A 25,659-nucleotide genomic window follows, 5' to 3' on the forward strand; every position below is an offset into this window, starting at 1 on the left:
CGACGGACCTCGGGACGCTCTTACACCACGTCTGCGCGCGCCACCCCCGTGTCACCAACCTGATGCTTAGTTATTCTACATTTGTTTATTATCTTCTTACTTTATGCCGCCTCCGAGTCCTAAATTCCTTGATTTTGCTGTTACTGATTTAGTGACAGTACTCATATTTGCCATATTTTGGCCAGGGCATATGATTAACCCCCTAATTTCGACGTGAATTAGACCGGCTTAAGCCCAAAACACGCCCGCAGCGTGTTAAGCAACGCCTCTTGCTTCTTCCTGCGGGCATCGACACGATTCCGATACCGCTTTCGCATGCGCTGGTAGATGCGCCATGCGAGGGCTTCCATCGCTTCCATGTCGCAGAGCATCTCGTTGTTGACTGTCGCAACCTCGATTCCCATGGCAATAAAGCCTGTATTGCGCTTTTCGTCGTGGATACGCCCGCCCCGGGAGGAATGGCCCAGCTCGCCGTTGTATTCAAGGTCAAACCGGGCTGCCTCCTGATATGCATCGCAAACTGCATGCGGCATCCCCGAGATTGCCTGCGCGCGGTCATCGAACTCGATCTTGTAGTCGGTCTTAAAAGGACCGCAGGCAAATCCGCCATAGGAATACGGAAGCGAAAACAGAGCGAGCATGATGCACTCCATGGGCGAGCGCAGGTTCTCTGACAGGTAGGGGCACAGGCGCAGCAGCTGTTTAGCGGCACTCCCCTTGCATCCGGAAAGGTATTTTTCCAGTCGATCAGGCGTCAGCACCGGCTCGACTTCAAAGTAGCCCACGTCTGCTGGCTGGTCCTTGTCCTTTGCAAGTTTATTCGCAACAGGCGAGGTGTAGGGAGGCAGATACTTCCCGCGGTCGCTCAGTGAAATCTTAGAGCACAGCTCCTGGGCCAGGGCAAACGCCTGGATGCAGCCGACCTCGCGCGCAACGGCAACACAAAGAGCCTCGGAAGATAGGCTGTACACCCCCGGTTCCACCTCTAGAATCGAGCCGGCGGGCAACTCGGAACACACGGACCAGTCTACGCCAGGCATGCGGCGGCGCTGCGCCGCAGATCCCACCAGCAAGCACAGATCTTCTTGCACCTCGCCACTTTTGGCTCCAATTCGCACCAAGTCAGGAAGATAGATATCCTCGGTCGAGGGCGACGACGTGCGCAGCACACGGCGCTCTTCATCGGGATTAAGGTCCTTCCAGCTGATATAGCCCATCTGCCGGCGCTCGGCGCGCATCATGCGCAGCGCCGAGGCGCCTGTTAGGATTACGGAAGCCGCTAGCTGTTCGCCTGTCGGCTCGTTGCGCCGCTCAATCTTCACTGCCACAAAACCACCCCTACCAAACACGTGCGATAGCAAGGCCATCGACTGCCGCAGCGCCGGCACGCTTGAGCTCCGCCGAGGCTGCTGCCATGGTCGCGCCCGTGGTGATAACGTCATCGATAAGCAGTAAGCGGCGGCCGTGCACGTCCTCAACCGTCTCGTACATGCCTTGGGCACGCTCGCGACGCTCCTCACGACCGAGTTCGCGCTGGTCGCCATGCCCGTACTTGACGAGGGCATCGAGCAGGGGAACACCCGACAGCTCGCAAAATGGGCGCGCAATGGCCTCCATATGATCAAAGCCACGCCGCCGAAACGCTGCCGCCGTCGCAGGCACAAACACCACCGCATCCGCACCGGACAGCACACCTCCTAAGCGTTCGGGCGCTACGACCTGGGCATGCAGGGCGGTGTCGTAGAGCAGCTCCGCCAGATACGGAGCCAGGCGTCGCTCGCCCGCGTCCTTGTACGCTTTAATGATGCGCGGCAGCGGATGCGCATAGACGGAGCACGCCAGGCAGCGGTCGAGCGTCTCCGCCATTGCCGAGGACGTGCCCTCGACCGAACACTCAGTGCACAGCAAATCCCCAAACGGGGCGCCGCATCGGGTACAGCTATGACGTGGGTCGATGAGCGTGAGCGCGGCCAGGCAGTCTTGGCAAATAAGCGCACCGGCGCGCTCGCAGCCGGCACATCGTGTTGGCGACAATGCCTCGAGTGCCTCGCGTGCCGCCCGCTCGGCAAACGGCAGCAATTCGTCCGCAAACGGTAGGGCGCCGGCACCCTGCAGACGGCTCAATTTGTTCAGATGGCTCTTCAAGACACAACCCTCCCTACGTTCGGTCGCAGGGAGGGTTGTTGATTCAGCGCTATGATACCCCGATGCCCTCGGGGCAAGGCGGGCTAAATCCGCTCGCGGGCGTTATTCGCCGGCGGGCGGTTGTGGTGCGGACGAAGACGGGGTCGAGCCCTCGCCACCATCCTGGCGCGGCTTGCGGGAACGGCGACGACGACGGCGCTTTTGACCCTGGTCGGCCGAGCCCTCGCCACCACGATCTTCGCGCGGCTCGCACTCGTCGCGAGCGGCACCACGCGAAGCCTTGGCAGCCGCTCCCCCGCCATCTCCGGGACGCCGGCGCGTGACCTTGACCTCGCCATCCGAGACCTGATCGGCCACGGAGGGCACTGAGGGCTTCTGTTGCGCGCCCGAGGAATGGCGACGGCGCGGACGCGGCGCGCGCTCATCCTCGCCGCGTGACTTGCCGCCCTTGTCGACAGGCGCATCGGAACCCGAGGGACCCTTGGAAGCGGCACCAGCCTCGCGAGCAGCTGCGGCGCGGAAGGCATCCTCGCGCTCCTCGCTCGACAGGTGACGGCGGCGACGGCGCGTGGGGTTCATGCCACCGCCGCGGTTTTGCTGCTGAGGCTGCTGAGTCTCGCGCTCGCGGGAGGAGTTCTTGCCTGCAGCTGCAGCCTCGCCGACATCGCCCGAGCCCGCGCGCTTGCGACGACGACGGCCACCGGCGGCCTCCTCGGCCTCAGGCGTTGCGGCATTGCCACGGCCCTTTCCGCGGCCACGACCCTCGCCCTGCCCCTGACCGGCGCGGGCATCGGATTCAGCATCGCGACGACGGCGCTTGGGCATCGACGTGCCAGCAAGACGGTCGGCGCTCGACAGGCCATCGCCCACGTCGACGCCGTTCTCGCGGTCGAGCTCCATGAGCGCCAGGCGCATCTCGGGCGACTCGATGCGCTCGAGCACGTCGCGCGTCACGCAGTCGGGGCGGCAGTTGCAGCCCTGCTCGGCGGCCTTCTTTTTGCAGCCCTCCGAGCAGGTCATATCGGCCAGGTTGACCTTAAAGACCTTGCCGTTCTCCAGGCGCAGCACCAGCTGCTCACGCGGCGTGTCATATTCCTGAATACGCGCCTTGCCGAGCGGCGTATCGATGAGCGTCTTCTTTTTGGGCGCACGGCTCTTAAAGTCCTTGTACGCTTCGAACTCATAGCGCAGGCAGCACATCAGGCGGCCGCAAACGCCGCTGATCTTGGAGGAATTGAGCGGCAGGTCCTGCTCTTTTGCCATGCGGATCGAGACGGGCTCAAACTGTCCGCCAAAGCGCGTGCAACAGAGCTCCTGGCCGCACTGGGCATAGCCGCCCACCAGGCGAGTCTCGTCGCGCACGCCGATCTGGCGCATGTCGACGCGAATGTGCAGCGTCGAGGACAGATCCTTGACGAGCTGGCGAAAATCGACGCGCTCCTCGGCCGCAAAGTAGAACACGGCCTTCTCGCCGCCAAACAGGTACTCGACGCCGACCGGCTTCATCTCGAGGTCGAGTTCTTTGACCAGACGGCGGAAATCGACCATGGCCTCGTCGCCCTGGATGGCAAGATCGTCGGCAAGCTGCAGGTCAATGTCGCTCGCCACGCGCAGCACGGGCTTGAGCGGCTGACCGATCTCGTCTTGCGGCACCTCGAAGGGATCGGCCGTAACCAAGCCGATCTCGGTTCCGCGCTCGGTGGAGCAAATGGCATAATCGGCCTCGAGGATATCCAGGTCCTGCGGGTCAAACCACAGGTCGCGCGAGGCGTAGGTAAACTTAACGGGTACGACTAACGGCATTTCAGTGCCTTCCTGATATCGAACAGCATGACCTCGATGGCCAGCTGGGGAGTAACGTTTCTGGCGATGTTGCACTCGGCGGTCGCGACCGCCTCGAGCGCCTGGGTGGCACCCGCAACATTGGTCGCGGCGGCAAGCCGACCGATCGTGTCGCGCACATCCTCGTTCACCACGTCAGCTGCCTCGTCCTGAAGTGTCAGCAGCACGTCGCGCATGAGCGTCCGCGCGCTCGCCAGCGCTTCCATGATACCCGAACGCTCGCGCGCGTTGAGTTCGCGCTTGTTGCGGTCCTCAAGCTGCTTCAATGCTCCACGCGACAGGTAGTCGGCATTTTGCTCGAGTACCTTTTCCTGCGTGGACTTGACCTCGGCGAGCGGCGCCTTGACGGCGACGATGAGCGACTTGGCGCGACTGAGCACGTCGGCCTCGTCGGCGGCAATGAGTGAGTCGATGGCACGGACCATCTGACGGCGGGCATCCTGGCGCTCGGCGCTCTTAAGAAACTCGATGCCGCGTGTGGGGCTTCCCGCCACGGCGACCGCCATGCGGCAACGCGCAGGGTCCTGACCGGTGGCGCGGCTCACGGCCTGCGCGGCGACGGCGGGCGACACCAGCCGAAACGGCACGCACTGGCAGCGGCTCACGATGGTGGGCAGCATCACGTCTGCCGAGGTGCCCAGCAAGATGAACATAACGCCCTCGGGCGGCTCCTCGAGTGTCTTGAGTAGTGCGTTGGCGGTGTTGGCGCGCAGTTGCTCGGCACGGTCGATGATGTAGACCTTGGCCTTGGCGCGAATGGGTGCCAGCGGCACGTCGTCGAGCAGCTCGCGGGTCTGGGCAATGAGGTAACCCGTGGCGCTCTCGGGCGTGTAATAGTGCACGTCGGGATGCGTATGTCGAGAGACGCGCACGCAGCTGTCGCATGCGCCGCAGCCGTCCTGCTCGCACAGGAAGGCTTGGGCGAGCGCCCACGCGGCGTCGAGCTTGCCCGCGCCGGGCGCGCCCAAAAACAGGTAGGCGTGCGACGCGCGACCGCTAGCGACGGCATTGGTCAAAAAGTCGCGCACGCGCTCTTGGGTGTCGAGCTTGGCCAGCAGGCTTGCCTGAGCGGGGGCCATGCTACTCGGCCTCCTTGGCAAGCGCGGCGGCAACGGCTTCCTGCGGAATGTCGAGACCATACGCGCGAACCTGCTCGACCGTCTTCTCGAAGACTTCCTCGACGGTCGCAGTGGCGTCGATGAGCTTTACGCGGTTTGGCTCCTCGGCAGCGATTGCGCAAAAGCCCTGGTAGACACGCTCCTGGAATGCCACGCCTTTTGCCTCCATGCGATCTGCCGCGCCACGGGCTGCCATGCGCAGCGCCGCCTGCTCGGGCGCGATGTGATAGACGAGTGTGAGCGCCGGGTGCGTTCCCGCGACGGCCAGGTTGTTGGCGTCGCGCACCATCTGGCGATCGAGGCCGTCGGCAAATGCCTGGTAGCAGGTCGTGGAATCGTAGAAGCGATCGCACAGGACCACCTTGCCGGCCGCAAGGGCGGGGGCTATGACCTCGTGCACCAACTGGGCACGCGCAGCCTCGTAGAGCAACAGCTCGCAGGTATCGCCCATCGCCGTGTTGGCGGGGTCGAGCAGCAGGGCGCGAATCTTTTCGCTGATGGCAGTGCCACCCGGCTCGCGCAGAGTTACGACCTGATAGCCAGCGAGTTCGAGCGCGCGGGCAAGCAGGCGCGCCTGCGTGGACTTGCCGGCACCGTCGACGCCCTCGAGCGTGATAAAGCTATGTTGAGCAGGCTCAAAAGCCATGGGCGCAGCCCCTTCCTACAAGGCGCGTAAATGCGGATATATCAACCAAGCCATGATACCCCAGGGACAGGCGCGCCCCAACGATTAGCCGGCAGTTAGGGACGTTCCTAAACTGCCGGCAGATAAGGAACGTCCCTAACTGCCGGCTTCTTGGGGCAGTGGGTATAATCGTCGTATTGCATTGAAATGTGGCGAAAGGAGTGGCAATGTCTCGGTATTGCGCCTCGTGCGGCAAGCTTCTTGAAGATAATGCCAAGTTCTGCACCTCGTGCGGTGCACCCGTTGAGCAAACAGCCGCGAGCGATAGCCAGCCCGCTTTTGAGCAGACCGGCTCCCTTGATACGCCGCAAGCCAAGGCGGACGACCCCCTCGCCTATAGCCCCGACCCCGCCGCAAGGACCGAGGCCGTCGAGACCACGCAGCGCATACCCGTCGCGAGCGGCTCGCCCCAACAGCAGCCGGCTCCCGCATACGCGCCCGCTTCGCCACAGACCCCCGCTCCCAAAAAGAGCGGCACCGGGCCGCTTATCGCCGTTATTGTTGTGCTGGTGGCGATCATCATCGCCCTGGTCGTTTTCTTTGTGATCAAGCCTTTCGACAACGCCGCCACGCAGACGACTGCCGCGGTAGCTAAGCTGCACCATGACGTCGACGACGATGACCTAAAGCCTCTCGGCGATCCCAACAGCCTGTACGACGATGATGACGATGACGACGAGGATGGTGGCGAAGCAACGCTCTCCGAGCAGAACCTCTACCGTCGCCTGAGCGAATACTACGACCTGCTCGAAGATCTCGACAGCCAGGTCCGTGGCTGCGCGCAGAACTTCAACGGCAACTATCTGGAAGAGGATCGAACCACCCGTCAAAATCTCGCCGACGTCGCCGAGCGCACGGAGGACACCATCGAGCAGTATTACGACATCGTCGAGGACCTGGACGTCCCGACGAGCTCCAAAAACTACAGCTCCTGGAAGGATATCATCGCCCTGTACGACGACCTGGATCACCGCATTGACGCAATCTGTGATGCCTGGGAGATCAGCCTGAAATACGCCAAGCCTGCGGACCACAAGAATGAGATCGTGGCGCCGCTGTCGCGCGACAACGTGGCGGGCACCAATGACAATAAGTACCGCCTAGACTTTGAGGAGCGCTATCCCGGCGCTAAGCCTGTCGAGGTGAACTAGCGCTTTGTCGTTCCCGAGCCGGCAGTTAGGGACGTTCCTAAACTGCCGGCAGAAAAGGAACGTCCCTAACTGCCGGTCAAAAAAACGAGCGAGGATCGCGGGGTCCTCGCTCGTTTTTTTGGGCAATGTTTCGACTGCGCCGTTACTTGTCGGCGGCTGCTTTCTTGGCAGTCGACTTCTTCGCGGTCGTCTTCTTGGCGGCAGTGGCTTTCTTAGCCGTCGTCTTCTTTGCCGTGCTCGCCTTGGTTGTGGTCTTGCGACCGCGGGCGGGCTTCTTCTCCTTGGTCGGGCAGTCCATGTTGACGCAGATACGCCACGGACCGCGCGCCGTGTTGACCACCACGATGGGGGCGCCGCACTCGGGGCAGGTCTCGCCCGTCGCCTCGAGCTTGCCGCGCGCCGGCAGCGGATAGCTCACGCCGCAGTCATCGTAGTTGGTGCAGCGGATAAAGCGCTTGCCGCTCTTCTCGCTCTTGTGCGCGATCAGGTCGCCGTGACGTCCGGCCTCGGCACACACCTTGCACTCGCCCACCTTAAGATCGGGCTCGTAGTTGGTGGGGCACGTGGGGTTCACGCAGATCTCGAAGGCCTTCTGGCGGAATGGCTGGCACTTGATGCGCGGCGCGCCGCACTCGGGGCACACGGCGGCCTCGCCCTCGAGCGGGCTCACCTTGACGCCACTCGGCACCGGATAGGTCACGTCGCAGTCGGGCCAACCCATGCAGCCGATAAAGCTGCCGCGGGTCTTGGCGCTCGTCTTCATAACCAGGTCCTTGCCGCACTTGGGGCAGGCGCCCACGCGCGCATCGGCCGTGACGGCGTCGCTGATGGCGTCGCCCAGCTCCTGCGTATGCTTGAGCAGCTCGTCGAGCACGCCGGCCAGCAGCGCACGCGAGTGCGTCACGACATGCTCTTCGGTGTCCTCGCCGCGCTCGACGCGAGTCATGTCGCCGTCGAGCTCGCTGGTCATATCGGGGCTCGTGATGCGCGGGGCAAACTGCGTCAGTGCATCGATGATGGCGATGCCCAGCTGGCTTGGCTCCACGGGATCGTTTTTGAGGTAGCGCACGGCGTACAGGCGCTCGATGATGCTCGCGCGCGTGGACTTGGTGCCCAGGCCGCGCTTTTCCATCTCCTGCACGAGCTTGCCCTGGCTGTAGCGCGCGGGCGGCTCGGTCTGCTTGGCCTCAAGCTTAATGTCGAACACGTCGACCATGTCGCCCTGCTCCAGCGGCGGCATCTGCTCGTCGCGCTTGAGTCCGTACGGATACGCCTCGCGGAAACCCGGGGTCACGAGCACATCGCCCGAAGCCACGAACGGCTCACCGTTCACGTCGAGCTCGAGCTTGGTGTTCTCGATGGTCGCGGGACCCATGAGTGTTGCTAGGAAGCGACGGGCGATGAGGTCGTAGAGCTTACGCTGGCCGCCGTCGAGCGTGGACGGATCGCCCTCGCCCGTGGGGTAGACAGGCGGGTGGTCGGTGGTCTCGACCTTGCCGCGTGTGGGCTTCATGGGACCGGCAAGCACCTTTTTGCACACGGGCGCCAGCGCCGGGTTGATCTTTGCCAGGTCGCTCACCACGGCGCCCAGATCGAGCGTCGCGGGGTACACGGTATTGTCGACACGCGGGTAGCTGATGAGACCGGCCATGTAGAGGGACTCGGCGATGCGCATCGTACGCGCAGGCGAGATGCCCTCGGCCGCGGCGGCAGCCTGCAGCGAGGTCGTCGCGAACGGCGTGGGCGGCTGTTGCTTACGCGAACGCTTGGTCACCGCGGCGACGGTTGCCGTCTTGGCGCCGTCGACGTGACCATACGCCGTCTCGGCAGCATCCTTGTCGGTAAAACGTGCCGTCTTGTGGGCAATCTTAAAGCGATCGTCCTCGGCAGCGCCCTGCGCGGCACCCATGCCGCGAATCTGCCAATAGTCCTCGGGCACAAACGCCATGCGCTCGCGCTCGCGCTCGACCACCAGGGCGAGCGTCGGCGTCTGCACGCGGCCGGCGGAACGCACGTTGCCAAAGCCGCCAAACTTGGCGAGCGTCAGGTAGCGCGTGAGCACCGCACCCCAAATGAGGTCGATGTGCTGGCGGCTCTCGCCAGCGTCGGCCAGATTCTGGTCGAGCGAGACAAGATTATCGAAGGCCTGCGTAATCTCGGCCTTGGTAAACGAAGAATACTGGGCGCGGGCGACCGGCAAGTCCGGCGCGACCTCGCGCACCTTGTTGAGAGCGTCCGAACCGATCAGCTCACCCTCGCGATCGAAGTCCGTGGCGATGATGACGCTGTCGGACTTTTTAGCGAGGTTCTTGAGCGAACGAATGAGTTCTTTCTCGGCCGGCAGCTTAATGACGGGCGCCCAGGTGAGATAGGGCAGGCTCTCGAGCTTCCAGCCCTTGATGGAGATACCGTCGGCAAGAAACGGCTTGCGCTTGGTGTCGTAGGGCGGACGAGCCAGGCCATCGGGCATGTCGGCCGGCAGCATCTCGCCGTCCTCGGTGACCGAATACCAGCCCAGCTTTTTATCGAACAGCACGCTGTCGCAAAAATCGGGCGCAAGGATGTGACCGGCAAGGCCGATGGTCACGCACTCCTCGCCCTTCCACTCAAAACGGTAGATGGCGGTGTTGTACACCTTGTCCTTTTTGGGTTTGCCCGTGGACAGACGCTCGGCAATCTGACGCGCGGCGTCGTTTTTCTCTGCGATGATGAGCTTCAAAAGAGGCTCCTATCTCGTGTCTCTGCGGCTACGCCCGCCCGTATGGCGGCCGACTTACGCCCTTGCTTGCTCAATCTGCCCGATGAGCCAATCGCACCAGGCATCCATGCCCTCGTCCTTGCGCGCGCTCACGGCAAACCGCGGCGCCTGCGGATTGAGGTCATCAAGTGTCTTAGTATACCTATCCATGTCAAAATCGAAAGCCGGAGCCACGTCGACCTTGTTGAGCAGCTGCGCGCCGGCGTGTTGGAAGATGCCCGGGTACTTGATGGGCTTGTCGTCGCCCTCGGGCACCGAGAGAATCATGATGGACAGGTTCTCGCCCAGGTCAAAGTCGACCGGGCAGACCAGGTTGCCCACGTTTTCGATAAAGATGACGTCGATGTTCTCCAGACCCACAGCCTGGTCGAAGGCGTCGACGGCCTCCATGATCATGTTGCCCTCGAGGTGGCACAGGCCGCCCGTGTTGATCTGGATGGCGGGCATGCCGGCTTCCTTCATGGTGATGGCATCGACATCCGAGGCGATATCGCCCTCGATGACGGCACAGCGCAGGCCGGCTTTGTCACGCAGGCGCTCGTTGGTGCCCAGAATCGTAGTGGTCTTGCCCGAGCCAGGGCTCGACAGCACATTGATCACGTAGGTGTTTGTCTCATTAAATCGCTGACGCAGCTGATCTGCCAGGCGCTCGTTGCGCGACAGAATCGGCGATGCAATATCAATCGTTTTCTCGGCCATACTTAGCGCTCCTTACTTTGGCCCCTTTATACCCCATCACCAGATGGCTAGCGGGCTAATCGTCGGGGGTTTCGATTTCGATACTTGCGATATCGAGCTCGCGGCCGTGCAGTAGGCGCACGTTGGCACCACCACACTGAGGACAGCGACAGTGGAAGCGATCGTGGTCGAAAACCTCGCCGCAGTCTAGACACTCGCTTTGTGGATGGACCTCCTCCACGGCAAGCTCGCAGCCGCGCGTGAGCGGGTCCTCGTCGCGAAACGTCTCCCACGCAAAGTCGAGCGCCTCGCGCACAACTTCGGTCATATCCCCGATACGCAGCGTTACCAAAACGGCGCGCGAGGCCCCCGCCCCACGCGCCGCGCGAATCACTGTATCGAGTATGCCGTTGACAATGCCAACCTCGTGCATACCGATTTACTCCTCGTCGTCCTCGTCGTCCGAGAACAGGTCCAGACGGCTCACGAACAGGCCCTCCTTGCCCTCGCGTGCGGTAATGACCACGCGAGCGATGGCGAGCGAAATCTCGTAGAGCGAGAGCAGGGCGCCATACATGAGACCCAGCGTAACGGGCGAGCCGTCGGGCGTAATCACAGCCGAACCCACGAGCAGGCCTACGTACACGTAGCGCCAGGCGCTGCGGAAGGCCGCATAGGACACGATGTGGAAAACGGACAGGTAGAAGATGATGAGCGGCAGCTCAAACGCCACACCAAAGCCGATCATAAAGAGCAGCTCCATGTTGACGTAGTTCTCCAGATCGGGCAACGCCGTAGCGACAGCCGAGGTCTCGCCGATGAGCCACTCAAAGCCCGCCGGGATGATGATGAAGTAGCAGAAGATGGCACCCAGGAAGAACAGCACCGTCGAGGCGAGCACCGTGGGCACAACCCACTTGCGCTCGTTGGGGCGCAGTGCCGGCAGGAAAAATGCCAGAATCTGCCAGATGATCATGGGCGTGCACATGACCACGGCCATCTTGATGGCAAGCGAGAAGCGCAGGCCAAAGCCGCCGAGCGTGGTGGTGATGTAAAACTTACCGTCCGGCACAAAGGAGCGGATGGGGTCCTCAAGAATATCGAGCACCACGGGCGTGGCAAAGTACAGCACGATGGCGGCGGCAAACACCGAAACGACCACGATGGTCAGGCGGCGACGGAGCTCTCCCAGGTGATCGAAGAGCGGCATGCGCGCAGGTCCGATCGGCATTACTCATCGCCTCCCTTCGGGGCGTCGGCGGCAGCAGCCTCGGCATCGTCCTCGACCTCGAGCTCGCGAGCGAGCTGGTCGACGACGGCCTTGCGCTTGCGGGGACGACGGGCGTAGAGGTCAGCCGTCGTGGGCTCTGCCGGCTCGGGCTCGGGCTCTGCAGCAGGCTCGGGCTCGACGGCAGCAGCAGGCTCTGTACCCTCGGCCTCATCAACAGCGCCTTCGCCCTCAGCAGCACCCTCGCTTGCGGCCTTCTCGGCAGCAAGACGGGCGCGACGCTCGGCAAAGGTCTCCTTCTTGGCGGGCGCTGCCGTCTCGGCGGCATCCTCGTCCACATCGGAATCGTCGTCGGTCGCAGCAGTCTTCTTGGGCTTGACCGGGGCCGACGCGGCCTCGCTCACCGGATCGATAATCTCGGACTGAACAACGGCCGTCATCTTTTCCTGCGTCTCGCGGAACTGACGGATGGCACGGCCGATCGTGCGGCCCATCTGCGGGAGCTTATCCGGGCCAAACAGCAAAAAGCCGAAGACCACGATGATCGCGAGCTCACCCTCTCCAATACCAAACACACATACCTCCAAGGCTCGATGTGAGTCGAGCCCGCACCGCGCCATTCGGCCGGAACTCGTCTATTCATTCGGTCAAGTATAGCGCCCGGACGCCAAAACGTCCGAGCGCATCACAAACATATGCCAAACGGCACGCCCTTTTGGGGGCAAAGATTATGCAGCGGTGATCGAAATCTCCTGGTCGACGCCCAACAGCTGAACCACGCGCATCACCGGGGGCTGCACGTTGACGCAGCTAAAACGCTTACCATGATCAGCTGCGTGGTGTGCGGCGCCCACAAGCACGCCAATGCCCGTCGAATCGATGTAGCTCACCTGGGCAAAATCGAGCTCAACGGCCTCAGTGGGCTGCTCGAGCGCCAGGTCGATGGCATTGCGCAGGCTATCGGCGTTAGAGATATCGATCTCACCGGTCACCTTAATGGTGTAGAGCTCTGGCGTGGGGTTGGTGGAAATACCCAAATCCATGTATACGCTCCTTTACGTATCGAAAGTGCGGATAGTACTAGGCGCGGACTTGCGGGGCCCTACGCGTTAGGCGCGCTCGGCACGCGCAAGCTCGGCAGCGACGAGCTTGACAGCCAGCACCAGCACATCGAGCGCAGCCTCCAGGTCCTCGACCGTGGGATAGCTCGGCGCGATGCGGATGTTGGTGTCGCGCGGATCCTTGCCATAAGGCCAGGTGGCACCAGCCGGCGTGAGCTTGACGCCCAGGTCGGCACAAAGCGCGGCGACCTTCTGGGCCGAGCCCTCGGGGCCATCGAAACTCACAAAGTAGCCGCCATGGGGATGAGTCCAAGTGGCGCAACCCGTGTTACCCAAGCCCTCGGTGAGTTTACGCTCAACGGCCTCAAAGCGCGGGCGCAGGAACTCGGCATGCTTTTTCATGTGCTCCTTGACCGCCTCGATGGTGGGAAGGAAACGCACGTGACGCAGCTGGTTGAGCTTATCGGCGCTAATAAGACCGGCCTTCAGGCGCTTGGAGAACTCGGCGATGACCGCGGGGCTCGCACCGATAAAGCCGATGCCGGCGCCCGGGAAGGTGATCTTGGACGTCGAGGCAAAGGCCACCACGCGATCCTCGGTGCCCGCCGCGCGAGCGAGGTCAAAGATATTTGCGAGCTCGTCGGTCTCGTCGTACAGGTCGTGCACGCAGTAAGCGTTGTCCCAGAAGATGCGGAAATCGGGCGCGGCCGTGGGCATCTCGACCAAGCGGCGCACAGTGTCCTCGCTAAAGGTGATGCCCGTGGGGTTGGAATACTTGGGCACGCACCAGATACCCTTGATGGAATCGTCGGCGGCAACCAGGCGCTCGATCTCGTCCATGTCGGGGCCGTTGTCGGTCATCGCGACGGGGACGTTCTCGATGCCCAGATCGGCGGTGATGCCAAAGTGGCGATCGTAGCCGGGAACAGGGCACAGGAACTTGACCTTCTTGCCGTCGTGCGCTGCCTCGTAAGCCTCCCAAGGGTCGCTGCCGCACGAGCCGCAACGCCAGAACATACCGGCGATATCGTGCTCGATCAGCAGGCTCGATGAGCCCAGTACGAGCGTCTGCTCGGCAGGACAACCCAGGAACTCCCCCGCCAGCTTGCGTGCCGAGGGAATGCCCTCAAAGCAGCCGTAGTTGGAGCAGTCGACGTTGCCGTCATGCAGATCGGCATCGGCATTGAGGATATCGAGCATGGGTCGAGAGATGTCCACCTGGGAGGGCGACGGCTTGCCGCGGGCCATGTCGAGCGCCAGGCCCTTGGCCTTGACCTCGGCGACCTCGGCTTTGAGCGCCTCGATGGCGGCATCGAGTTCGGTGGTTTCCATCTTCTGGTAGATCGTCTGCATGGGGTGCGACCTTTCGCGAAGCGGTACGTTGCAGTTCGTCTAAGTATAGACCGCCATCGTCGCAACGTTATGAAGCCGTGATAGATTAAGTTCATCGCAATCAATTACGAATCGCCGCGCATGCCGGCGTGGGGCGCCCAAGGAGGCACTATGGAGTACGGATCGTTTCAGGCCGAGGAATTCGGCGACTTGCAGCGCCTGGTCGACGGACTGTTTTACGACCGCCACGCCATCGACCGCCTGGATCTGATCGTACAGGCCGAAATCTTGGACCTGGCGCCCGACCTCATGGAAATCGTGAACCTTTTGCCGCCCGGCTACTACGACCGCCAGTCACTTTGCGACCAGCTCAACTCCGCCTTGGCCGCCCACGGCTGGGGCGCCGTCTACGGCACCGTGGAATAAGCCTCGAGGCCGGCATTTGGCCCGTTTCCCGACCCTGGCGAGGCTTGTTTTAGGGCTTGTGGCCAAAAAAGGGCAAATATGAGTACTGTCACCTTTTTAGTAGCAGCGTTTCTTGGTCGAAATCGGCAAAACTCGACTTGAAACTCCCTAATCACCGTCAGCTAGCGCCAAATTGGAAGTCGATGGTCACTCATTAACGTACAGTTCTTATAACTTTGTTCATTATTTTCCGCACCTAAAATGATACGCCGTTTGTGACAGTACTCACAAACGGCGTTTTTTGACCACTGGCGTGTCTGGCAGGCGGCAAGCACCGCCCGAATCCGCATTTTGAACGCGCCCGAATCGGTTCTGGAGCCGGTTTTCGCGCTCTTACTCGTCTTTGGGCGAGGGATGCTTGCAGACCACGCTCATGTAGATCATGCCGAGCACGGCTGCGGTGACCGAACCGGCGAGAATAGCGGCCTTGGCTGCAAGAACCTCAAACTGGGCCGTCGGGAAGGCAAGGCCGCTGATGAGAATCGACATGGTAAAGCCGATACCGCCCAGAATGCCCACGCCGGCAATCATGTGCCAGTTGACATTGTGCGGCAGCTCGCAGGCCTTAAGCTTAACCAGGGCAAACGTCATACCAAAGATGCCGATCGGCTTGCCCAGCAGCATGCCAAAGTACACGCCGAGCGTCACCGGGTCGGTGAGCAGCGTGCTCATGTCCACGCCCACTAAGCGAACCTGAGCGTTTACGAACGCAAAGATCGGCAGGATCACAAAGTTGACCGGCGTGGAGATCAGACGCTCCATGCGGATAAGCGGCGGGGTCACGCGGTGCATGACGCGCTCGACCTTGGTTGTCGAGACGGTAAAGTCATGCTGGCCCAGGATGTGTGCCTCATCATCGTAGCGGTCATCGAGCAGCGGCAGGCACTCGCCCAGCCAATCGGTGAGGCTATCGAGCTTGACGCCACACTTGGCCGGGATGGTAAAGGCCAAGATGACGCCAGCAAGCGTGGCATGTACGCCGCTCTTGAACATGCAGAACCACAGCAGCAGCCCCAGTACCGAATACGGGGCAAGGCGGTAATGCTGCGTCTTGTTAAGCCACACGAGCGCGCAGGTCACAAGCGCGGCGGCGCCCAACCAAAACGGATTGGGGCTCTGACCGTAGAAGATGGCGATGGCGGCGATGGAGATCAGGTCGTCGGCGATGGCGAGCGTCGAGAAGAACACGCGCACGCCGTTGGGCACGCGATTGCCCAAAAGCGACAGCACGCCCAGCGCAAAGGCAATATCGGTTGCCATGGGGATGGCCCAACCGTTGCGGGCGCCGGCATGGTTAAAGATCAGGTAGATGCAGGCGGGAACGACGACGCCGCCCACGGCCGCCAACATGGGAAGCATGGCCTGACGCGGATTCTTGAGCTCGCCGACCGTCATCTCGTACTTAAGCTCAATGCCCACCAACAAAAAGAAAATCGCCATGAGGAAGTCGTTGACGAAAAGCTCAACGGTGAGACCAGCCGTAAGGTTGCCCAGACCCACATACAGCGGGGTCTCCAAAAAGTGATGGATGGCCTCGTAGGCATCGGTATTGGCGCAGATGACGGCGGCGATGGCGGCGATCACCATGACGGCGGCAGAAATGGTGCCGTTCTCGGCAATGCGCTCCCAGATGTCGTGACGTTCAAAGCGCTTGCGCTCACGAACATTGAACAGCTGCTCAGTTGCTGCCATGGGCGGCTCCTTTCACGGGAAAGCTCCCGTCTTAAAAAAGCACGGCCCGCCCAGATGGCGGCGCCGCGCTCTAACGTATTACGCTTGCATCTAGCCTACCCTGCGCGACAAGCGCGCAAGCGCGGCCGAAAAGCGGAACCACAGGTTGAACATTATTTGCTCAACGGCACAGGCACGCCTGTCCAAGAGACGACGCGGCGACGTGCACAAAAAACGACCGGAGCGCGGGGCGTCCGCGATCCGGTCGTGGCGTTTGGTCAACTAAACCTAGCAGGCGGCCATAATGGGGGCAGCGACCTGCTTCTTACGGGAAAGGACACCCGGCATCCAGACGCCGTCGTGCTCGTCAGCAATGCCCAGGCCCTTCTGAGCAGCCTCGGTCTCGCCCTCGAGCAGGACCTGCGAGCCCTCCTCCATGATGTCGGTGATGCACAGGACAATGCCGTCGGCGCCCTTCTCGGCGGCGTAGGCGCGCATGGCCTCGCGGATCTCGTCGATCATGCCGAGTGCGCGGCTCTTGTCGACGGTCTCGTACTGGCCGATGAGCAGCTTCTTGCCAGCGGGCTCGAACATCTTGATGTCGTTGCCGACCATCTCGGCTGCGGTGAAGGAGCCGGACGGACGGGTGAGGAAGACCTCCATGCCAAACTTGACCGGGTCGACGCCCACCTGCTCGCCGAGCTTGGCGGCAACGGCGCGGTCGACATCGGTGGTGGTGGGGCTCTTGAGCATGAGCGTGTCGGTCATCATGGCCGAGAGCAGCAGCTTGGCCTGGACGTCGGAAAGCTCAACGCCGAGCACGCCGGCGAGCTTGGTGACGATGGTGCAGCTGGAGCCCCAGGGCAGGCAGATGTAGTGCAGCGGGCCGGCGGTCTCGAAGTCGCCGATGCGGTGATGATCGACAACACCAAAGACCGTGGCGTCCTTAAGGCCGGCGACGGACTGGGCAGACTCGTTGTGGTCGGTGAGGACGACGAGCTGACCGGCCTCGACGGAATCAATCACGCGGGGCTCGGCAATGCCGGCGTCGGCGAGCAACTTGGCGGACTCGGCCGGAAGCTGACCAAGGGCGCAGGCCTCGTAGGTGTTGCCGGCATACTCAACCTGGTTGAGCAGCTGGGACAGGACGACGGCGCTCATGATGGCGTCGTTATCGGGGTTCTGGTGACCAAAGACAAGAACGTTTGCCATGGATATCCTCCACTTGATATGTGTACTTGGACGTAGCTATGGTAGCACGCTGACGCCGAACCTTATGAGACGGAAGGGTCGCGGCACAATTTGGGGCAAGCGCTGAGGCGAGGTCAGGGACGAAGCCTGCCCCCCCCCTTTCACCACCTGCCCCCGCACCAGCTATTTACCGGCGGCGCGCAGGGCTACGTAGGCGGCACCGATGATGCCGGCGTCGTTGCCGAGCGAGGCGACCCTGACGGGCGTCTCGCGCGAGGCAGAAAGCGCGTACTGCTTAAAGTGCTCGCGGACCTTGTCGAGGTAGACGTCGGCCGAGGCGGATGCGCCGCCGCCGATCAGGAACATCTCGGGATCGACCACGTTGGCAATGAGCGCCAGGGCGCGACCGAGATAGTCGGCCATGGTATCGGCCGCGGCCAGCGCAAGCTTGTCGCCCTCGCGGCAGGCTTGGAACACGTCCTTGGAATCGGAGGGGCCGGTGAGCTCGATGGGCTCGACGCCCGCTTTCTCGCACTCGGCAAGGTAGTTGCTCACCACACCGGTGGCGCTGGAATACTGCTCCAGGTGGCCATGGCCGCCGCAGCCGCAGGTGCGCTCCTCTTCGGGGTTCAGGCACATGTGGCCAATCTCGCCGCCGGCACCCACAACGCCCGATACCACGTCGCCGTTAACGATAACGCCACCGCCCACGCCGGTACCGATGGTGACCATCACCACGTTCTGTACGCCCTTGGCAGAGCCGAGCCAGGCCTCGCCCATAGCAGCGGCGTTGGCATCGTTTTCGTACTTAACGACCGCGTCGGGGCAGTGCTCCTGGATGGCAATCCTCAGTTCAGGCAGGTTGATAGCAATGTTGGCCTTGACCTTGGCATCGCCCGAAGCCGGGATGGGGCACGGAACGGCCAGACCAATGCCCGCCACAAAGGCGCGCGGAATCTGGGCCTTGGCGACCACCTGGTCGATAGCCTCGGTCACCGCGGCAAAGCCCGCGGCGTCAACGATAGGCGGCGTGGGCACGCTGGCCTTGGCAAGCAGGTTGCCGTCCTCGTCGAACAGGCCCTCCTTAACCGAAGTGCCGCCAACGTCGATGCCGATATAGTACTGCTTAGGTTCCATGGGAGCCCACCTTTCTCGTTTAAACATTGCCTGTATGGTACCGCTCCCAAGACAAAAACCTGCCAAAAAGGGACAGGTTTGTTTTGGCAGGTTTTATCTGGGAAAACGCAAGGCATGAGATTCGGTTCGCTGGGCGGCAAAACGGCCCAACCCCATCTTCGAGCCGATCAATTTGCTCAATACCACATTATTCGAATGCATATTCATTTAGAGCGCTCTAGTTGATATAGAAAAGCGTTTTTTGATTATATCTTTCTCGAACTTTTCAAAAACGCAATAGGGATGCTTAGGCGTGGACTATACTTTCGTTTGTACTCAATCAAGCCGGAAAGGAGGTTCCATGATTCCCAAATACGAGGCAATAGCTGCAGATATCCGTCGAAGCATCGAGGACGGCGCTCTAAAGCCGGGCGACAAGCTGCCCACCGTCGTTGAGTTCTGCGAGCTCTATAGCGTTTCCAAAATCACCGTCAAACGAGCTATTGAGCAGATTACCGATGAAGGTCTTGTTACCAGCCGGCGCGGATCGGGCACCTACGTTAAGGACACGGCGGGGCTTCCCGGCCAGGCGTTTTTCCAGGGCAAGAACGATCGCTCCCAGGGCTTTTCGTATGAGCACCGCGGGGAGAAGGTGACCTCGGTGGTCTACGATTTCTCGATTGTCAATCCGCCAGCAGACGTCGCTGCCCAGCTGGGAATTGCCGAGGACGACTTTGCCTATCACATCGTGCGCGTGCGCCAGGTCGACGAGAAGCCCATCGTTATCGAGTACACCTACATGCCCCTCGAGCTGATTCCGGGCCTTAAAAAGAAAGACCTGTATGGATCGGTCTACAGCTTCATCCGCAAGCAATGCGGGCTGAAGATTTCGAGCTTCCACCGCACCATTCGCGCCGTAGCGGCAACCGAGGAAGAGGCTGAGCGCCTGGACACCAAACCCGGCTCTCCCCTGCTCGAGCTCAACCAGATTGGCTTTTTGGATAGCGGCACCGCCTTTGAGCATTCGATCTCGCGCAACGTTGGTGACCGCTTTGAGCTGCACAACGTAACGTTGGCATAGGTTTTTGTAGTCATGCGGGCGCTCGTTACGGCTCGTTTAGAGTGGGCGGCCGCGCAACACCATGGGGGTATGAACATGTCCGATTTGATTAAACTGACGCCGATCTTTCACGAGAAGATCTGGGGCGGCCGCCAGCTGGAGACCGTGTTTGGTTACGACATTCCCGAGGGTCCCATCGGTGAGTGCTGGGCCATCTCGGCCCATCCCAACGGCGACTGCCAGATTGCAGAGGGCCCGTATGCCGGCCACACGCTCTCGTGGCTGTGGGCTGAGCACCGCGAGCTCTTTGGCAACTGCGAGGGCAAGGAGTTTCCGCTGCTCATTAAGATTCTGGACGCTAAGGACGACCTTTCGATCCAGATTCATCCCAACGACGAGTACGCTGCCGAGCACGAGAACGGCAGCCTGGGCAAGACCGAGTGCTGGTATGTGCTGGACTGCGAGCCCGGCGCCACGATTATCGTCGGGCAGCGCGCGCACGACCGCGCCGAGGCCGCGCGTATGATCGAGGACGGCCGCTGGGACGACATGCTCAACGTGCTGCCGATTCACAAGGGCGACTTTTTCCAGATTGATTCCGGTACCGTCCACGCCATCAAGACCGGCACGCTCATTTTGGAGACGCAGCAGTCGAGCGACGTGACGTATCGCCTGTACGACTACGACCGTCCCTGCACCGACGGCAAACTGCGTCCCCTGCACATTGAGCAGAGTCTCGACTGCATCGACTTTGATTCTCAGGCCCCGACCGACGGCACCGTGACCGCGCCCGAAGTCGACGGCGTGACCGAACTCGAGTCCAACCCCTGCTACACCGTCGATCGCGTGCGCGTCAACGGCAGCAAGACCCTCGACCAGCACTGGCCCTTCATGTGTCTGTCGGTCATCGACGGCGAAGGCACCGTCTGCGGCGACCCCGTCCACAAGGGAAGCCACCTGCTAGCCCCGAGCACCGTCAGCTCCATCGACCTCGAAGGCAAGATGGAATTGATCATCAGCCACCTCTAGGTCGCATCAACAACCAAAACGCAACAAGGGGCTCCCCCGCTCATCAAACGGGAGAGCCCCTACTCACATCTATTTATCAGCCCACCCGGCTCTCCAGACCAAAAAGCGAACGAGCAAAGCGACGTTCGCAAGCAACGTTGTCCATGGCGCCTGTCCGGGGCCGCCGGGATCACGACAGCTTGACGATCGGTGCAAAACCTTTCATCAGCTTTTTGGTCTGGCCGGTTTTTTCGAACTGGACCTCGATCATGTCTCCGGCGACCGAGATCACGGTACCGGTGCCAAAGGTCTTGTGGCTCACGGTATCGCCCGCGGCAAAGTCCTGCGACGCGCTGGCGCGATCGACCTTGCGCTCCACCGTCGGCGACACCTTGGACGACGGCTTTTTAGCTCGCGACGCGCCCGAACCAAAGGTCGAGGCAACACGGCCGGCGTCGGGCGAAACCCCGCGATGGCGCTCGGTGCCATAGGTGCTGCCACCAAAGAAATCGTCGAAGCTCGATCCGCCGCGCGAACCGGAACCGCCGGTCGAGCGCGTATGCGAACCGAACACCTTGCCGCCATACATATCCGAGCCCATGCCCGAGCCAAAGGTGCCGTGACGGTCGCCGCGCTTCTCCCAGCCCGTGCCCTCAAAACCGGCAGAACCGATACCGCTAAACTCGATATCCTCAAACGGAATCTCGTTGAGGAAGCGAGAGCGCGGGTTGGCAGAGGTCGAGCCGTAGGTGCGACGCGTGGCCGCATAGGTCAGGAACAGGCGCTTACGGGCACGCGTGATGGCAACGTAGGCCAGGCGACGCTCCTCCTCGAGCTTGCCCGGGTCATCGCTGCCGCCAAAGTCGTGCACGTGCGGGAAGATACCCTCCTCCATGCCGGCCACGAACACCGCCGGGAACTCCAGGCCCTTGGCGGAGTGGATGGTCATCATGGTAATGGCATGCGTCTCGCCGGCCAGGGAATCCAGGTCGGAGCGCAGGGCCAGCCACTCCATGAGTGCCGGCAGTGCCTTACAGGTGAGCGGACCGTAGGTGCGCTCGATCTCGTCGGCATGCACGGCGCCCGCCGGTAGCTCTGTTGGCACGGCATACGCGTTGCCCGCGATGGCGGCGGCCAGGGCATCCTGCGGCGAGAGCGCCGGGGCGGCTAGGCTATCGAGCGGATTGGAGCCCGCGGCGTCACGAGCGCCGACAAGTGCCTCAAACGAGGATGCCGGAGCGGACGACCCCGGCTCGGACGCGGGCGCACTCACCACGACGGACTCGGACTCGGCGACGGACGGCACGTCGGCAACACCGGCTGCGCGCAGCTCTTCTAGACTCTCGAGCGTACCCTCGATATCCTCGTGCGTCTCCTCAAATTCGGCGGCGACGCCCAGGAATTCCTGGATGTTCTCGGCGCGGCTCTCGGACTCCATGGTGCCCTCGGCGCGAAACGCCTGCAGCAGGCCCGTCTTATCGACAATCATCTCGACGACGTCCTTGAGCTCGCCGTCCATGCGGCGGCCCTCGCGCACCAGCGCCACAAAACTCGACAGGCCGTTGCGCACCTTGGCACTAAACATGCCCGTCTCGGCTGTTGCGATCTCGCAGGCCTGGAAGAACGAGCAGCGGTTGTCGCGCGCCAGCTGCTCGATCTTTTGGATCGAGGTGGAGCCGATGCCGCGGCGCGGCGTGTTGATGACGCGCTTGACGCTCATCTCGTCGGCCGGGTTCACGATCATCTTGAGATAGGCCATGACGTCGCGAATCTCGGCGCGGTCGAAGAATCGCGTGCCGCCGACGATCTTGTAGGGCACGCCCGCGCGCAGGAACATATCTTCGAGGATACGCGACTGGGCGTTGGTGCGGTAGAACACGGCGATATCGTCGTAGCTCGTACCCTTGGCATGCAGCTTTTCGATCTCGCCGGCAATCCAGCGACCTTCGTCGCGCTCGTCGCTTGCCTGGAAAGCCTGAATCTTCTCGCCATCGCCCTCGGCCGTAAACAGGCGCTTGTCCTTGCGCTGCGAGTTGTGGCGAACAACGGCATTGGCGGCGCTCAGGATATGGCCCGTAGAGCGATAGTTCTGCTCCAGCTTGACGGTCTTGCAGTTTTTAAAGTCCTGCTCAAAGTCCAGGATGTTGGTGATGTCGGCGCCACGCCAGCTATAAATGGACTGGTCGTCGTCGCCCACGACCATAAGGTTTTGGTACTTGGCGGCCAGCAGGTTGGCGATCTCGTACTGGACGTGGTTGGTGTCCTGATACTCGTCGACGCTAATGTAGCGGAAGCGCTCTTGATACTTGTCGAGCACCTCGGGGCGGGTGCGCAGCAGCTCGAGCGTGCGCACAAGCAGGTCGTCGAAGTCCATCGCGTTGGCGGCGCGCAGGCGGCGCTCCAGCTCCAAGTAGACCTGCGCGGCCTTTTTGTCATTGGGGCTGTCAGCGGATTTGAGCATGTCCTCGGGCCCGATCATGGCGTTTTTGGCCGAGCTGATCTTGCTGCGGATCATGTTGATGGGGAACTGCTTTTGCTCAATGCCGAGCGCCTGCATAATGTCGCGCACCATGCGCTTTGAGTCGTCGTCATCGTAGATGGTGAACTGACCGGTATAGCCCAGCAGGTCGGCGTCCTCGCGCAGCATGCGCACGCACATGGCATGGAAGGTGCACACCCACATGCCACGAGTGCCGCTTGGGATGAGTGCCGCCAGACGCTCGCGCATCTCGGCAGCGGCCTTGTTGGTAAACGTGATGGCAAGAACCTGCCAAGGCTTAACGCCCAGGTCGCCGAGCATATGAGCGATGCGGAAGGTCAGGACGCGGGTCTTGCCCGAGCCAGCACCGGCAAGGACCAGCAGCGGGCCCTCGGTGGTCAGGACCGCCTCGCGCTGGGCGGGGTTAAGGCTATCGATATCGACGAGCGGCTTGGCAGGTTTGGGCGCCGGAGCCGGGGCGTCGTAGATGTCGAGCGGAACGAGCTCGGGCTCCGGCGCAGCGGGGGCGGTGTATGCATCGAGCGGCACGGGTTCCGGCGCAGGCGGCACGGGTACCGCGGCGTTCTTTTCCCAGGGCAAGGGCTGGGTCATGGGCGACTCCTCATCTGACGGACGGCGCGCCTGCGGGCAGCGCCATAGTTTGAGCCGTACCAGTATACCGAGCCGCGCGGACACCGACGCAAATCACACCACGACTCCGTGCGCCACCATCGGACCCACCCCATCGCCCAAAAAAGAGGGCAGCATAGACCTTTTGGTCATGCCGCCCTCGTTGAATGACAAGTTGTCGCTCTGGCCGCCGCGCAGCGTCAACCAAGTTACAGGCCGAGCATAGGCTCCAGAACGAAGAAGTACGCGAGCACCACGATGCCCAGGATGATGCGGTAGACGCCGAAGCACTTGAAGTCGTGACGGCGAACGAAGCCCATAAGCCACTTGATGGCAATGAGCGACACCACAAAGGCGACGACGCAGCCCACGCCCAAGATGGCGATCTCGTTGGTGCCGAACGTGCCGCCCTTGATGAAGTACTTGACCAGCTTGAGCGCACTCGCGCCAAACATGACAGGGATGGCCAGGAAGAACGTGAACTTAGACGCCACCGAGCGCGTGCAGCCCAAAAGCAGGCCGCCGATGATGGTAGAACCGGAGCGAGACGTACCAGGCACCAGCGAAAGCACCTGGAAGCAGCCGATACCCAGCGCAGTCTTCCAGCTTAGATCCTCGAGCGTGGCGATGGAACCAAAGTCCAGATTCTCGTCATCGTCCTCATCCTCAGCGGTAGCCGTGGCGGGCGCCGCAAAGTGCGCACCGGCGGGACGTCCACCCGACACCACAGCACGCGAACCAAACGAACCGGCAACGGCCATTTCCTCGCGCTTGCTCGCGCGCCAGTTCTCGATCACGATAAACAGCACGCCGTACACAATGAGCGCCAGCGCCACGACGGGAGCATTGTAGAAATGCTCCTCCATCCAGTCGTTGAGCGGCAGGCCGATCGCCGCCGCAGGAATGCAACCGAGCACAATCTTGCCCCACAGCACCCAGGTGTCGTGACGGCCCTCCTTGCCCTTGCTGGGCGAGAACGGATTGAGCTCATGGAAGAACAGCACACAGACGGCCAAAATGGCGCCAAGCTGAATCACGACCAGGAACATGTTCCAGAACGTCTCGCTCACGTTCATCTTGACGAACTCGTCCACCAAGATCATGTGACCGGTCGACGAAACGGGCAGCCATTCGGTGATGCCCTCGACCAGGCCCATGAAGGCAGATTTTAAAAGCTCGATGATATCCAAAGGGACCCCCTCGTTAGACACCCGCCGGTAGATGTTCTGCGGACGATGCGGGCGATGTCCCATTATCAACCGTTGGCGGTGCGACCGCGCCTACCCTTACCAAAAAACTCGCCCGTTCACAGAATTGCGAGCAGTTAAACCGAAATCCTTGGGTATAACTGCAACAAGATAAAGTGTCCGGCGGTCAACGCACCCGCGCCCGCCCGACGCACGAGCCCCGCGCCCGTGCGATAGACCAAGGAGGAAACCATGAACGAGGGTTACACCAAGGTATTTGTTTCACTCGACGGTACTGAGCAGCAGGATTTTGTGCTCGCACGCGCCATCAAGGTCGCCGCGAACAACGGCGCCAAGCTGATTATCGGCCACGTTATCGATTCCACGGCGCTCGAGAGCGCCGGCTCCTATCCGGTCGATTTGGTCAACGGTCTGGAGGAGGCCTTTAAGAACTCCATCGAAAAGCAGCTCGAAGAGGCCAAGGCCAATCCCGATATTCCCGAGGTCGAGGTCATGATACGTGCCGGTCGTATTCGCGAGACGCTCAAAGACGAGATGCTCGACGTGGTCAAGCCCGACCTGGTGCTCTGCGGCGCTCGCGGCCTGTCCTCGATCAAGTATGCGCTTCTGGGTTCGATTTCGACGTTCCTGCTGCGCAATACCGACTGCGACATTTTGGTCGTAAAGTAGCGTTGCTCCCACCGGCCGCGGGGCCTGCGGGGTTTCCACGGGCACGTCCTCGCCGCGTTGCGGCTGCGGGATGTGCCCTTAGGAAACCCCTCCCGGCCTCGCGGCCTTCGCAGCCTTACTTCAGCGAGTTGGCTGATAAAAGATGGCGTGCCGCCCCCCCCTTG

Annotated in this window: 22 protein-coding genes; 5 read left to right on the plus strand and 17 right to left on the minus strand. The window is 61.9% G+C overall.

Going from position 1 to position 25,659, the window contains the following annotated elements; all coding sequences use genetic code 11:
• Positions 1–218 precede the first annotated feature (218 nt).
• The 5 genes from DW024_RS05990 to tmk form a co-directional block, all read right to left on the minus strand.
• Complete coding sequence (locus DW024_RS05990) at positions 219–1,328, minus strand: hypothetical protein (protein ID WP_147352054.1); 1,110 nt, start codon at positions 1,326–1,328, stop codon at positions 219–221.
• Positions 1,329–1,338: 10 nt separating this feature from the next.
• The gene (locus DW024_RS05995) at positions 1,339–2,145 is read right to left on the minus strand and encodes a double zinc ribbon domain-containing protein (RefSeq protein WP_233502873.1); all 807 of its coding nucleotides are present in this window, start codon (positions 2,143–2,145) and stop codon (positions 1,339–1,341) included.
• Between the two features lie 102 nt (positions 2,146–2,247).
• Positions 2,248–3,948, minus strand: coding sequence for a regulatory iron-sulfur-containing complex subunit RicT (locus DW024_RS06000; RefSeq protein WP_118377219.1), 1,701 nt, complete (start codon positions 3,946–3,948; stop codon positions 2,248–2,250).
• Positions 3,939–5,066 carry an ATP-binding protein gene (locus DW024_RS06005; protein ID WP_118377220.1) on the minus strand — a complete coding sequence of 376 codons (1,128 nt, stop codon included), beginning with the start codon at positions 5,064–5,066 and terminating at the stop codon, positions 3,939–3,941. The genes DW024_RS06000 and DW024_RS06005 overlap by 10 nt, the downstream gene beginning before the upstream one ends.
• A 1-nt stretch (position 5,067) precedes the next feature.
• Positions 5,068–5,751 (minus strand): dTMP kinase, encoded by a 684-nt coding sequence (gene tmk, locus DW024_RS06010; protein WP_118377221.1) that lies wholly within the window; start codon positions 5,749–5,751, stop codon positions 5,068–5,070.
• A 206-nt stretch (positions 5,752–5,957) separates the two neighbouring features.
• Between tmk and DW024_RS06015 the strand changes: the two genes are divergently transcribed.
• The gene (locus DW024_RS06015) at positions 5,958–6,941 is read left to right on the plus strand and encodes a zinc-ribbon domain-containing protein (RefSeq protein ID WP_118377222.1); all 984 of its coding nucleotides are present in this window, start codon (positions 5,958–5,960) and stop codon (positions 6,939–6,941) included.
• Positions 6,942–7,083: 142 nt separating this feature from the next.
• Here the strand turns inward: DW024_RS06015 and DW024_RS06020 are convergent, their stop codons facing one another.
• The 7 genes from DW024_RS06020 to DW024_RS06050 form a co-directional block, all read right to left on the minus strand.
• Positions 7,084–9,660 (minus strand): DNA topoisomerase I, encoded by a 2,577-nt coding sequence (locus DW024_RS06020; RefSeq protein WP_118377223.1) that lies wholly within the window; start codon positions 9,658–9,660, stop codon positions 7,084–7,086.
• Positions 9,661–9,714: 54 nt separating this feature from the next.
• On the minus strand, positions 9,715–10,398 hold the full coding sequence (gene hypB, locus DW024_RS06025; protein ID WP_117766435.1) for a hydrogenase nickel incorporation protein HypB: 684 nt from the start codon (positions 10,396–10,398) through the stop codon (positions 9,715–9,717).
• Between the two features lie 55 nt (positions 10,399–10,453).
• Positions 10,454–10,810, minus strand: a complete 357-nt coding sequence (gene hypA / locus DW024_RS06030; protein ID WP_022093859.1) for a hydrogenase maturation nickel metallochaperone HypA — start codon at positions 10,808–10,810, stop codon at positions 10,454–10,456.
• 6 nt (positions 10,811–10,816) lie between these two features.
• A complete protein-coding gene (gene tatC / locus DW024_RS06035; protein WP_055285525.1) occupies positions 10,817–11,608 on the minus strand; it encodes a twin-arginine translocase subunit TatC in 792 nt (263 codons plus the stop codon).
• Positions 11,608–12,180, minus strand: coding sequence for a twin-arginine translocase TatA/TatE family subunit (locus tag DW024_RS06040; RefSeq protein ID WP_158566546.1), 573 nt, complete (start codon positions 12,178–12,180; stop codon positions 11,608–11,610). Before DW024_RS06040 ends, tatC begins: the two co-directional genes overlap by 1 nt.
• A 153-nt stretch (positions 12,181–12,333) precedes the next feature.
• Positions 12,334–12,648 (minus strand): STAS domain-containing protein, encoded by a 315-nt coding sequence (locus DW024_RS06045; RefSeq protein ID WP_089572422.1) that lies wholly within the window; start codon positions 12,646–12,648, stop codon positions 12,334–12,336.
• 66 nt (positions 12,649–12,714) lie between these two features.
• Positions 12,715–14,019 (minus strand): aminotransferase class I/II-fold pyridoxal phosphate-dependent enzyme, encoded by a 1,305-nt coding sequence (locus DW024_RS06050; protein ID WP_089572423.1) that lies wholly within the window; start codon positions 14,017–14,019, stop codon positions 12,715–12,717.
• Positions 14,020–14,169: 150 nt separating this feature from the next.
• Here DW024_RS06050 and DW024_RS06055 point away from each other — a divergent pair, with 150 nt between their 5' ends.
• A complete protein-coding gene (locus DW024_RS06055; RefSeq protein WP_022093864.1) occupies positions 14,170–14,424 on the plus strand; it encodes a hypothetical protein in 255 nt (84 codons plus the stop codon).
• 372 nt (positions 14,425–14,796) lie between these two features.
• On the opposite strand, the gene nhaA is transcribed toward DW024_RS06055, so the two are convergent.
• The 3 genes from nhaA to DW024_RS06070 form a co-directional block, all read right to left on the minus strand.
• Positions 14,797–16,155, minus strand: a complete 1,359-nt coding sequence (nhaA, locus tag DW024_RS06060; RefSeq protein ID WP_117646236.1) for a Na+/H+ antiporter NhaA — start codon at positions 16,153–16,155, stop codon at positions 14,797–14,799.
• Positions 16,156–16,422: 267 nt separating this feature from the next.
• On the minus strand, positions 16,423–17,346 hold the full coding sequence (locus DW024_RS06065) for a manganese-dependent inorganic pyrophosphatase (protein WP_055251253.1): 924 nt from the start codon (positions 17,344–17,346) through the stop codon (positions 16,423–16,425).
• Positions 17,347–17,508: 162 nt separating this feature from the next.
• Complete coding sequence (locus DW024_RS06070) at positions 17,509–18,462, minus strand: ROK family protein (protein WP_233541347.1); 954 nt, start codon at positions 18,460–18,462, stop codon at positions 17,509–17,511.
• Between the two features lie 340 nt (positions 18,463–18,802).
• On the opposite strand from DW024_RS06070, the gene DW024_RS06075 reads away from it, so the two are divergent.
• Together DW024_RS06075 and manA are read left to right on the plus strand one after the other, a co-directional pair.
• The gene (locus DW024_RS06075; protein WP_117646233.1) at positions 18,803–19,522 is read left to right on the plus strand and encodes a GntR family transcriptional regulator; all 720 of its coding nucleotides are present in this window, start codon (positions 18,803–18,805) and stop codon (positions 19,520–19,522) included.
• 75 nt (positions 19,523–19,597) lie between these two features.
• Positions 19,598–20,530 carry a mannose-6-phosphate isomerase, class I gene (gene manA, locus DW024_RS06080; RefSeq protein WP_369834739.1) on the plus strand — a complete coding sequence of 311 codons (933 nt, stop codon included), beginning with the start codon at positions 19,598–19,600 and terminating at the stop codon, positions 20,528–20,530.
• A 169-nt stretch (positions 20,531–20,699) separates the two neighbouring features.
• Here manA and DW024_RS06085 read toward each other — a convergent pair whose 3' ends face one another.
• Together DW024_RS06085 and DW024_RS06090 are read right to left on the minus strand one after the other, a co-directional pair.
• The gene (locus tag DW024_RS06085) at positions 20,700–23,600 is read right to left on the minus strand and encodes an ATP-dependent helicase (RefSeq protein WP_118377226.1); all 2,901 of its coding nucleotides are present in this window, start codon (positions 23,598–23,600) and stop codon (positions 20,700–20,702) included.
• 227 nt (positions 23,601–23,827) lie between these two features.
• On the minus strand, positions 23,828–24,808 hold the full coding sequence (locus tag DW024_RS06090) for an undecaprenyl-diphosphate phosphatase (RefSeq protein WP_117766421.1): 981 nt from the start codon (positions 24,806–24,808) through the stop codon (positions 23,828–23,830).
• A gap of 249 nt (positions 24,809–25,057) precedes the next feature.
• Here DW024_RS06090 and DW024_RS06095 point away from each other — a divergent pair, with 249 nt between their 5' ends.
• Entirely contained in the window at positions 25,058–25,495 is a 438-nt protein-coding gene (locus DW024_RS06095; RefSeq protein WP_117583590.1) for a universal stress protein, read from the plus strand.
• Positions 25,496–25,659: the final 164 nt, after the last annotated feature.

It is taken from the genome of Collinsella sp. AF37-9 (assembly GCF_003475115.1).
In the GTDB taxonomy this organism is placed as follows: Bacteria; Actinomycetota; Coriobacteriia; order Coriobacteriales; family Coriobacteriaceae; genus Collinsella.